Source organism: Bifidobacterium minimum (assembly GCF_000741645.1).
Lineage (GTDB): Bacteria > Actinomycetota > Actinomycetes > Actinomycetales > Bifidobacteriaceae > Bifidobacterium > Bifidobacterium minimum.
In genome coordinates this window covers 68,133-80,240 of record NZ_JGZD01000009.1, presented here as the reverse complement: position 1 = coordinate 80,240, position 12,108 = coordinate 68,133, and the positions used below count along the sequence as shown (strand labels likewise).

Genomic DNA, 12,108 nt, shown 5'->3' with positions numbered 1-12,108 from the left:
TTTTCTTATCCTCTGATACCCACATGCTGATCTGACGCCCGGCAGTCTCCGGTGCTTTTCCGCGCGGCATACCCGGCCGCGACCCTCGTATGTCAGATGTCATTCCTCATGTTTACGGGCGTCCCATCCCGGAACGCCCCCTCAGCGTCTGCAATTATCGCACCCACGACAGACCTTGGAATCCCCGGGAGAATCCCCGAGACCCGCGGCGGCCGATACCGCTGACGAAAAACGGCTCCCGGGTGGATTGTCCACCCGGGAGCCGAAACGATCCTATCGACGCAGTCCCAGACGCTCGATCAGCGAACGGTACCTGTTGATGTCGACGCGTTTGAGATAGTCCAGCAGACGACGGCGCCGTCCGACCATCAGCAGCAGTCCACGACGCGAATGATGGTCGTGCGAGTGCTCCTTGAGATGCTCGGTCAAATCGGCGATTCTGCGGCTCAGCAACGCGACCTGAACCTCCGGGGATCCCGTGTCGCCCTCATGTGTCGCGTACTCGGAGATGATGCTGTTCTTATCCTCAACCGTCAATGCCACGGCGTCCTCCTTTGGTGTCTTGCTGCGCGGTGCCATGACCCTTTGCCATGGCGCTCTGTATCCGCGGGCGAAACACGCCAAGTCACCAGTCTACGGCACCACGGGGACCACACGCCTGAGGACACCTGAGAAACATCTAGAAAACATACAGGAGGCCCGAGAACACGACCACCAGATAGGCAAGAACCTCGATGACGAAGAACAGGATGAAGGAGGACCAGCTGCGCGTCAGAACATTCAGCCGTGATCTCTTGGGGATCAGCACGAGAAGGCCCACGAACAGGATCGCATAGATCGCGACGGCGAACCCGGCAGCCATGATGCCGACGTTCGCCGCATTGGCGAACTGCGCATGCTCGCCATATATGACGTACGTGGAGTTCCAGAAATCGAACTTCAGAAGGCCCACTCCCGCGATCAGCTGCTCCACCGCCAGTCCGACCGCGAAGACGATGCGCCACAGCCAGCGCGAGGACTCGACTATGGCCAGCCCCAATCCGGAGAACATGACGACCGTCACCATCCATGACACCAGCGCGACGCCTTCGACGGTGACGGGCGGCATATGGGAGATCAGCCAGTCGGTCTGCCGCACCGCCATCATCCTGCCCAGCCAATAGGGAAGGATGATGGCCGTCAGAACACCCACCGCATAGACGCTCCACTGCACGGGATGGGACCGCCGACGGCCGATATCGGCCAGAGAGAGATCGGAATCGCCGATCGAGGGATCCGGATGCCTGGAGACCTCGACGGTCTCCGGAACGCCATGCACGATCTCGGTGGCGAGATTGTCCTCCGCGAGATTGTCGACCACGGGATTGTCCTCCACGGAGCCGTCCGTGTTGTCCGTCACGGAGTCGCCCTCCACGGGGGCATGGGAGACGGGACGACCGGAGGAGGGGCTCTGGGGGACGGATTCCCCCGCATCATCGACATGCGGCGCCACACGCGCCGCGGACGTGGACGAATCAGCCATACACGCTCCATCCATTCCATTAATCCGCACGTCGACGCCATACGACGATACGGCTAGGGAATGGAGCGGACGACGGGAATCGAACCCGCGTAATCAGTTTGGAAGACTGAGGCTCTACCATTGAGCTACGTCCGCGTGTCACCGTGAGGCAACTCGTGTGAGTATACACGTTTCCCCCCGACGGCGACAAGACGGCACGCCGACAGCACCGCGAACGCCATCGCGCGATCGCCATCGTGGGACAGCGACAGCCGCCACCGCGGCGACATCATCCCATCCGGCGGAACCGGCCCACGCGGCGACATGCCGCCGCACGCGTCAAGGCCCGCCCGCAGGACTCCGCGCACGACGTCGTCCATCACCACATGGGGGACCGAGCGCCGGTCGCCGAGAATCTCGATGCGGCTCCACGGCACATCGTCGGGCGAATACGGGAAATCCGACTCGCCCAGAGCCTGGCACCACGCCTTGATCACCGACTCCTTGCCCGCCCATCGGGCGGCGAGATGCATCGCGGCGTCGCTCCCCTGAGACAGGGCACGGGAACGACACTGCCTGCGCTCTCTGACCGAGAACAGGAGCCCCATCCGCGACCCCGGCAGGGCGATCTCCTCCCGGAACGCGGGGACGTCGACGACGTCGCATCCGACGCCCAGAACGGACGCGGCGTCCTCCACTGCGGTATCCTCCACTGCGACGACGCAACCGCCGACCGCCATGGACGGTTCGCCACGCCACCTGACGCGAGCGTCCATCATCGGCGTCTGCCGTCGCCGCCATGGCCGCTCGGCGCCCCGGATCCGTGATAGACCCCGTCATCGCCCAGACGGGCGGTGGGATCAAGCAGCATCGCGGCCTCCACGTCATGCGACGTGCCGTCCGCCATGGCGCCGCCCAGACGACGGTTCTCGATGGGCTCATACAACGGGCCGTGGCCCATCATCCCCTCGATAAGACGACGCCGGCCCCGCGCCAGACGGTCGTTGGCGAGCGTTCTCCAGCGATCCAACGCCTCCATGCCTTCATATCTCGCGACGGAGGCCTCGAAGGCACCCGGATGGACCAACGCCACAAGCGCCGAGACGTGGCCGAACCCCAGCGACGTGGCCAGGGCGGCCTTGACCAGCCCGACGTGAAGCGCAGCGCGTGGCCACACCATCGCCCCGTCGCGGCGCATCGCCGGATCCAGGCAATCCAGTGCCTTGTTACCCGGAACCGTTCCGGAGGCGAAGATCTGCGTGAGCCCATTGATCTGGAACACGCAGGCTCCACCCTTGGCATGTCCGGTCAGCGTCTTCTGCGAGACGACGAGCAGAGGATTGCCGTCGGTGCGGCCAATGGCGCGAGCCAGGCGGTTGTGAAGCTCCGACTCGTTGGGATCGTTGGCTCCGGTGGAGGTGTCGTGCTTGGACACGACGGCTATGTCGTCCGGAGACACTCCCAAACGCGCGAGGTCCCGAACCAGACGGGAGTTCCGCCCGCCCAATCCCGCGGCGAGCGCCCCGAGACCCGGGGCGGGGATTGAGGTGTGCGCGCCATCGGCGAAGGAGTGGACGTAACCCACCACCGCGGACACCGGCAATCCCATGGACAGCGCGACATCCCCTCGCATGACCAGAACCGTTCCGCCTCCCTGGGCCTCGACGAAGCCGCCTCGCCGGCGATCGTTCGCGCGTGAGAAGAACCTCGGGGCTATGCCCTTGTCGGCCATGTCCGCGCTGTTGGCCGTCGCGTTCATGTTGCCGAATCCCTCAACGGATTCGACGCCGATGTCATCGATGGCGCCGGCGACGACGACGTCCGCCTTGCCCAAGGCGATTTTGTCGCAGGCCTCCTCCAGGGAGACCGCGGCCGTCGCGCAGGCCGACACCGGCTGGACCATCGCGCCGTAGCCACCCACGTAGGACTGCATGACATGCGCCGCGACGACGTTGGGCAACGCCTCCTGAAGGATGTCACTCGGAACGTCATGCCCAAGGAAACGATCCAGATACAGCCGCCGCATCGACCGCATCCCGCCGAATCCCGTGCCCTGCGTGTCAGCCACTAGCGATGGATGGACCGATCGCAGCAGCTGGGCGGGCGTCACGCCCGCGGACAGGAAGGCGTCCACCGTGGTGACGAGATTCCACAAGGCGATCGGATCGACCTCGCCGACCATGGACGCCGGGATTCCCCATCGGCGCGGATCGAAGCCGGCGGGTATCTGCCCGCCGACGGTGCGCGTCATGGCGGCACGGCGCGGAACCCTGACCATGGATCCGGGCCGGCGCGTCACGACCCAATCGCGCGAGTCCCCGTCCCATGCGATCGTCGTGCGTCGCGCGTCCTGGGCCAGATACTCACGGGCCCTGCGCTCATCCGGAACATGGAACGAGACGTCATGGTCAAGGAACACCTCGACCTCATGCTCGTCGGCTCCGTCGCGATAGTCGTCGCCCATACCCTCCTCGAAGGGCCGGATTCCGCTGCGCGCCACCACCTCGTCATGGAACCTGTCGTGGATGTCCTCCTCGGGCACGCGGTCGCCATCGCCGTCGTACCACCCGGGAACGGGACCATCCTGCCAATGGATCAGTCCCATCCCCCATGCGAGCTCAAGAACGGCCGCCGCGGACAATTCCACGGTCCCGTCGGACTCCAGCCCCATCTCCGCCTCGAATCTGGTTCGTCCCGATCCCCACGGACCCAGCTCGCCCACGGAGACCACGACGATCATCTCGTCGGGCCTGGCCTCGACCTCACCCCACCGCTCGGGGGCGACCTCCGCCAGACGCGGGATGCGCGGAGTGGGAAGCGCGCGGATGACATGCCGACCATCGTCGTCCGCGGAGGAACGGAGGCCATGATCCGGCCCGGCATCCGCGGCTCCGGAGGCGTCACGCTCCGCCTCCGCGCGAAGAGAGCGGATATCCACCGGCGTGGCTCCCAGACCTCCCGTGAGATCGGCATGCAGCGGGGAGTCCACCGCTCGGCTCCGAGCGTCCGGCGTGGCGAGCTCCAGAATCTCCCGGGCCATATCGTCGGTGGAGTAGGTCCGCAGCCCATGGCGTTCCGCCGCCGCGGCCAGGGGATCGTTGCCTCCCATAAGACCCGTCCCCCGCACCCATCCGATAAGGGGATGGGCGAAGGTGACCCGTGACGACCACCCCGATTCGGAGGTGGACCGCGCCACCAGGGCGTCGAAGGCCGCCTTGACCTCTCCATAGGCGCCATCACCGCCGAAGACCCCGCGGTTGGGCGATCCGGGAAGGACCACATGCATGCGGTGGGAGACATCCACCCCGGATCCCGCACGGGACAGGCCGGAGATCAGACGCTCCACGCCCCACAGCATGAGTCTCGTCTGGGACTCGAACAACGGGCCGGAATCCTCCAGGGAGCCATGCACCCGGGGCGCCGCGAAGGGGAAAAGGGCATCAGGCTCGTACGCGGGCTTCACGATGGTCGTCGTCGCCCCCGAGACGGAGGTCTGCTCCCGCGTGATCCACTCCGTGAGCGCATCCACGTCGCGGTAGCTCGACAGATTCGCGGCCACCACCCAGAGGGACGATTCCACGCCGGCATGGTCACGGTACATGTCACGGGCCCATACCCTCATGCGATCATCGAGGCGATGGCACACCGCGATGACGGTGGCGCCCTCCTCAAGAAGGTGCGAGGACACGGCTCCCGCTATGGATCGAGGCCCCACGCCGGTCACGACGGCGACGGTGGAGCGGAAACGGCGACGGTCCCCATCCCGTGGGTCGCGCAGCGCATCCGCCGCCATGGACTCCAGCCGATCCGCGGTCTCGACGTCCCCGTTCCTCCTGGCGGCCCCGGCGAACCATTCGGCCTCGTCATGCGCCGCGGTTCCCGCGCCGACGAAGTCCCTCGCCGCCGCGCGAGCGTCATGCTCGTGATAGACGCGTGCGATATCCTCGCGCGCGGTCGCCCATCGGTCGTCGAAAAGGATCGCGGCCCGCGGGTCGAAGACGGGACGGACCTGATCAGGCCAATCCTCCCCCAGCTCCGCGCGAACCGCCGCGACCGTATCCCGCGCGTCGGCGTCGTCATCGCCGGTCGGAGCGGGGACGGACAGCCCCAGCTGATCCAGCACGCATCTGGCGGTAACCGCAAGAACCCCCTCGGGACCGGTGACGCGGTTGGCATAATCCTCCAGAGCCGCCGAATCGACAACCGCCGATCCGGACCCGTGGACCGGCTTGGCGACATGGACGCCGTGAGCCTTCGCGACCGAGAGAACGGCCTCGTCGACAAGGGCCTGGGCCGAGGCGCGATCGGACGCGTCCGCGCCCATCGTCGCCAGATCCCCCCCGCGCAGCGATTCGCCCTCGCGGGTCGCCAGAGACAGTTCCAGCAGCACATGGAAAACCCATCCGGAGCCCAGGGACCAGACGGAGGTAATCCTGTCCTCGATGTCCTTGCGGGACATTCCCGATGCGCCGAACACCTCCCTGATCCGCGAGGCGACGGCTTCGCCCAGCACCCGGCCAAAGGGACGGTACGACGGCGCGGCCGCATCGACCATGCCGGCCAGACGCGCCATCGGCGCATCCGCCGCGCCGTCGACGCCCGGAACCCCCAGTTCCACCCCCATGTCCATGATGAGCTGGTTGCGTCTTGACGAAACCCCGCTCGTCAGGGTGTCGGTGGTGTCATGATCGACGATCTGATCCGGCCTGATCTTCGCCTCATAGGCGATCACCGCCGCGACGGCCTCATGGGCGGGGAATTCCAGATCCGGGACGGTCAATCCCGAAGCCGCGCCCGAAGCCGCGCCCGAAGCCGCGCCCGAAGCCGCGTCGACGCCGGAACCCGCTCCGGAGCCCGGATTGTCGGTCTCGCCTCCCCGCGCAAGCGGCCGCGCGGAATCACCCGATCCGGCCGGGGCCACCGAGGAGGTCCCGCTTCCCGCTTCCGTCCCCTCTTCCCGCGACGGGGCGCGACGCGATGACGGGGCGCTCTCCGCTCGCACGGACGACGAGGTCGGGGACTCCTCGGGACGCGCATCGGCATCCGTCATATACACGACGGCGGCGTCCCTGCCCACATTGCGCACATCCACATGGGAGCCGGAGAAACGCGGCAGCCTCAATGTCTTGGCCGCCATATTCGCCAGCGTCGGAGCCGATCCCGGCCCGACCTCCACGCACTTCTCCACGCCGAGACCGCCGCGACGCCGGGAGGAGAACAACAGGTTCTGGGTCTCTATCCACCTCACCGGTGACGCGAACTGCCAGCACAGCAGTTCGATGAGCAGGACCCGGGCCAGACGGCGCGGCTCGCGGGAGAGCTCCTCCCACCGCGCGGGATCCTCCAGCAGCCGGGAGACCGGCTCCGACGGGACCACGTCGAGTATGGACGACGCGAAGTCACGGGTGAGCTCGAACGGCCTCGCCACGAGATTGGGGATGTATCGCCCCACCAGGCAGTCGCAGTCGATGTCCTGGGGAAGAAGCCGCTCAAGGGTTCGGCGGAATTCCGGAACGCCCTTGCGCAGCAGCGTCGAATGGAAGGGCACGTCGATTCCCGGCACCAGCATGAACGGGGGTTTGCCCCCGTATTCCGCGGCCCGGCGCTCGCTGTCGTCTTTCAGCGCCTTCAGACCCGCGATCGTTCCCGCGACCGCATACTGGGATCCCTCGAGGTTGTAGTTGACGATCTCGAGGAACTCCCCGCTGTCGCGCGACACCGCATCGACGTAGTCGCGCACGTCAGCGTCCCCCACGCCGAACTGGTTGGGACGCAGCGCCCCCATCCGGTAGTTCGAACGCCCCCGCTCATCGCGGTCGATGAGGTGGTGCATGGTCGATCCGCGGTGGTACACCAGCTCGATCACCGTCTCGAGGGGGATGATCGAGGCGAAGGAGCTCAGCGCGTTGTACTCCCCGAGGGAGTGCCCCGCATAATAGGCCGGCCACACATCGGCCCCCGCCTCCCGCAGACGGGCGGTCTGGGCGAAGGCGACGACGGCGAGCGCGACCTGGGTGAACTGCGTGAGGTTGAGAAGACCGTCCGGATGGCGTAGAACCTTTCCGTTGACGACGATGCTGCGGGGGTTGTCGCGCACGATCGCAAGTATCGAGAATCCCAGACGGTTTCTGGTGACGGCATCGGCACGGTCCCAGACCTCGCGCACGGCCGGGGACGACGAGCGCTCGTCCAGCGTCATGCCCACGCTCTGGACGCCCTGCCCCGGATAGACGAATGCGGTGACCGGAGGATACGCCCGAGCCGTTCCACGCGACACCACCACGTCGCCGACGCGGCACGTGGCCTCCAGAAGCATCCCGCCGTGGCGCACGCGTCCGACCCTGTCGACCGTCACCTCGACCGAGTCCCCGAGCGCGACCATGCCGAACATCGTGTAGGTCCATCCTTCGATCCTCCACGCGCGCCCCTTCCCGTCACGGGCCTGCATGATGTGCTGGACCGCGGCGGACAGCCACATGCCGTGCACGAGAGGCGCGTCCAATCCGGCTACGCGCGCCGCACGGTACGAGGTGTGGATGGGGTTGAAATCCCCCGACGTTCTGGCGAACGTGGTCATGTCGTCGGGAGCGGAAAGCACCACGCGGCGCAGGCGTCGACGGACGACGTCGACGGCCTCGTCCCCGTCCACCGACCCGCCGTACGGGGCGCAGGATCGTGGCTGCTCATCCGATCCCACGCGGCCGCGGATGATGAACCGTTCGGTTTCCTCGGCGATGGCCGCGCCATCGGCTCCGGCATGCCGGACGTGGATCGTGACCAGACGGCCGGACGAGGACTCCTGGCAGAGGTCGGCCCACGCCGTCACTCCGATTCGCCCTCCGACATACCGCTCCGCCTCCGACGGTTCCACAAGAAGCCGGATCATATGGTCGAGGTGCACCGCATCAAGCAGACCCTCGATGACGGGGGTCCCATCCATGTCGATGGATCCCAGAGCCGCGTATATGGCGGGCCACACGGGTCCCACCAGCGCGTCGGGAGCGAAGGTCGAGGGCTCGAGTCCGTCGGGGAGCGTCCCCGCGGTCGCGGACTCATGGTCCGTTCCCAGAGCGCGCGACCATGTGTAGGCGTACGTCACGACGCCGAAGGGGTGCTCGGCGTCCGAAGAGCCCACGGGCGGCAGCTCCTCGATGGGGTCCCCTCCGGCGCCGATGCCGTGGACGCCCGCCGTGCCGGCAAGCAGCGCACGGACGTCCGCGGCCAGACGGTTGCGATCCACACGGGGGATCCGGCCGACGGACTCCGCGTCCACCCGCAGGGGAATGGATATCGAGCGCACGGCGTGGCGCGCGGGGTCTCCTTCGCCGCGGCTCCCGTCATAGGTGTCCAGATCGATGACGGCCTCGAGCAGGACGTCGTCCCCCTCACGTCCCGCGACGGTGATCCGGCCAAGGCCCGACGTTCCGGCATCATCCCCGGTGGCGGGCGCCGTCCCGTCCCGGTGCGCATCGGCATCCCGGGACGACGGATCGCTGCGAAGAGGGTTGGGGATCATTCGTCCCAGCCACGAGATGACGGGACTGCTGCGGACGATGGCCGGGGCATCGAACCCCGACCCGCCGCCCACAACGTCCACGACGTCATCGTCCATGGCGCCATCGTCCACGGCGCCATCGTCCACGTCGTCATCGTTCACGGCGCCATCGTCCATGGCGCCATCGCGCGTGGACGCCGCATCATCCGAGGATGGTTCGGCGTCGATCGCCGCCTGCTCGAATCGGCGCAGGATGGAGGCCACGGGCTCATCCATAGAGGTCACGCCCGCCACCGAGACGGGTCCGGGGATCACGCGCACGGAATCCGCCGCGTACCGGGGGTCCTGGGACTGCCACAGCTGGTCCTGCCCCCACCACCGCAGAAGGTCCTGATCCAGAACCGGAACGAAGGGCATGGGCTTGGGATATTCTCGCACCAGCTCGGGGAACCATGCGGCGTCCTGGGGCTCGACCCTCAACGACGCGATGGCGGGATAGGCGTCGAGCATGGCGTCGATCGCCGCCTGAGGATCCTCGACGGCACGACCCGCGTCGAGCACGGATGACACCGACCCCGAGTCCTTGTCGCACACCCGGGCCTCGATGCGATCGAGCAGATGGGAGAAACGCCGCGCATACGTGTCGTCCGCCCACGGGAAGCACAGTTCGGCGAAACGCCGAGCCCACCCCTCGTATGTCATCGTCTCCAGATCACCGAAATAGGGCTTGGCCGTTCCGGAGAGCGCCTCGATGACCTCCCCGCGCCGCGTCTCCATCTCCTCGGGATGCGTGGTCAGATGCGCCAGCAGCCTTCCGCACCGCGCCGAGGAGTTCTCGACCTCATAGATGTCCGCGTGCAGATGACTCATGCCCGAGGTCATGCCGCCGTCGACCCGGAAGGCCCTGACCCATGGCTCACGAGGGGCGAAGGGATCGTCGTCCTGCGCTTTTCCGCCCGACGACAGCCCCGGGGTCGCGACGAGCATGCGTTTGACGTCGGGACTCGTCAGGGCCTCACGCGCCGTCATCGCCGCCGTCCCGACCATCACCGCATCCACCGGCATGGGAGGGAGAGAGCGCTCCACGGACCACGAACCCCATAGGTAGCGGGACGCGACGTCGGCGGTTCCGATGCCTCCTCCGGCGACGAGGATGATGTTGTCGTTCGCCCTCACATGCGCGTAGGTCCTCGCCAGAAGATCATCCAGGGACTCCCAGGAGTGGTGGCCACCGGCCTGCCCCCCCTCGACCTGCATGATAACCGGTACGGGCGCCACCTCCCGCGCTATGGCGACGACCTGACGGATCTGGTCCACGGTTCCCGGTTTGAACGCCACATACGGGAACCCGTCGGCACGTAGGTCGCGGACGAGCTTCACGGCCTCGTCCAGTGCCGGGATTCCCGCGGATACGACGACCCCATCGATAGGAGCCCCCGCGGCACGGCGCCGCGGAACTATCCGCGAGGCCCCGAACTGCAGATCCCACAGATACCGGTCCATGTACATCGCGTTGAACTCTATGGAGCGACCCTCCTCCAGAAGTCCGGAAAGACGATCCATATTCGCGTCGAACACCTCGGCCGTCACCTGGCCGCCACCGGCCAGCTCGGCCCAGTACCCCGCATTCGCGGCGGCCGCGACGATGCCTGGATCCACCGTCGTCGGCGTCATTCCCGCAAGAAGAACGGGGGGCTTCCCTGTCAGCTCGGTGAAACGGGTCACCAGGTTCCGGCTTCCACGGCGTCCGCGAACGCGCGGAAGGAACCGGCTCCAATCCTGAAGACGATCAGGATCGGTCACGCGCGTCGACAATCCCTCCCTCACGGATGAATCGGAGGCGTCGGCCACTCCGACACCCGTCCCCTGCGCCACCGCGGAGACGATACGCCCCACGGCATGCCCTGGACCCATGTCAACGATCCACAACGGATCATCCTCCACGGAGGACCGTTCGAGCATCGACCTCATCTCGCCCGCCCAATCCACATGCTCGACAAGAACCCTCGCGGCCAGCGAGCGGGCGACGTCACCGTCCAGACCGCACCGCTCGGCCCAGCGCCGCACCTCGTCGACGGCAGGTTTCATCAACGGCGAATGGAAGGGGACGCTCACATCGAGATACTCGAGAACTGGATCGAACAGGGAACCACCGCGCTTCCCCTCCTTGCGCTGCGCGGCCTCACGGTTCTTCTCCGCAGCGGCGGCCGCGGCGACGGCCATCAGATCCTGGGGGTATCCGGACAGCACGACGCGGTCGACGTCATTGACGACGGCCACCTCGACGGGACCGCGCGGATCGGGGATGCGATCGATCAGAGCCGTCGCCTGCGCTGGGGTCATCCCGGTCACCGACAACATGGGAGTGGCCTCGCCCATCACATGGATGCCCTGGATCCGCGCGCATCTGGTCGCCGCGGCACCGATAAGCCGGGCGATCATCATGGTGCCGACTATGGTTCTGCGGGCGGCGTCCACCGACCCGGCGCCGAGAACCGCCTCGACCATCCTGACGGCGAGGACTCCCTGCGAATGACCCATCACGGCCTTGGGGCGTGAGTCGAGGCCGTATCCCAGCTGGATGAGATCCACAAAGGCGCCGTACTGGGCCAAAGCGATTCCCGGCACGCTGACGGCGGCGTCCGATACGGCCGATGGCCCATCCACGCCATCGACGTCACCATCATTCGGGTCGTCGCCACTCATGTCGTGGATGTCATGGATGTCGCGAATGTCATGGATCAGCGACACGGGACGGCCCACCGCCTTCATGAGATCGGCGCTGACCGGCCCCAGCTCCGTCTCGACGTCATCCATCAGGGAGACCAGCGACTCCTCCAGCACCGGGTCCCCCCGAAGCTCGGACAGCGAGGACCTCCACGGCGTGGACTGACCTGCGAAGACAAGGGCATGCGGGCGGCCGGATAGACCGGACAGGAATGATGTGGTCATGATTGTATTGGTCCTTCTGCTGATATGCGACGACCGGCTCCGGCAGAGGCCCTGGGGCCAGCGGACACGAACCGGCGATGCCGCGGAACGAACGACAACGGTTGGATGGAAACAACGGATTGAATCGGGAAACGGGTCGAATCGGAAAACGGTGGATGAG

The 12,108-nt window shown here is 66.8% G+C and carries 4 protein-coding genes and 1 tRNA gene; all 5 read right to left on the bottom strand.

Annotated features, from left to right (window positions below; genetic code table 11):
* Positions 1-273 precede the first annotated feature (273 nt).
* The gene (rpsO, locus tag BMIN_RS04025) at positions 274-543 is read right to left on the bottom strand and encodes a 30S ribosomal protein S15 (protein ID WP_026647374.1); all 270 of its coding nucleotides are present in this window, start codon (positions 541-543) and stop codon (positions 274-276) included.
* Positions 544-679: 136 nt separating this feature from the next.
* Complete coding sequence (locus tag BMIN_RS04020) at positions 680-1,375, bottom strand: hypothetical protein (protein ID WP_420796716.1); 696 nt, start codon at positions 1,373-1,375, stop codon at positions 680-682.
* Between the two features lie 208 nt (positions 1,376-1,583).
* Positions 1,584-1,657: transfer RNA gene (locus BMIN_RS04015), tRNA-Gly, on the bottom strand.
* Positions 1,648-2,241 carry a holo-ACP synthase gene (locus BMIN_RS08365; protein WP_081647980.1) on the bottom strand — a complete coding sequence of 198 codons (594 nt, stop codon included), beginning with the start codon at positions 2,239-2,241 and terminating at the stop codon, positions 1,648-1,650. The genes BMIN_RS04015 and BMIN_RS08365 overlap by 10 nt, the downstream gene beginning before the upstream one ends.
* A gap of 35 nt (positions 2,242-2,276) precedes the next feature.
* Entirely contained in the window at positions 2,277-11,948 is a 9,672-nt protein-coding gene (locus tag BMIN_RS04005) for a type I polyketide synthase (RefSeq protein WP_022860819.1), read from the bottom strand.
* Positions 11,949-12,108: the final 160 nt, after the last annotated feature.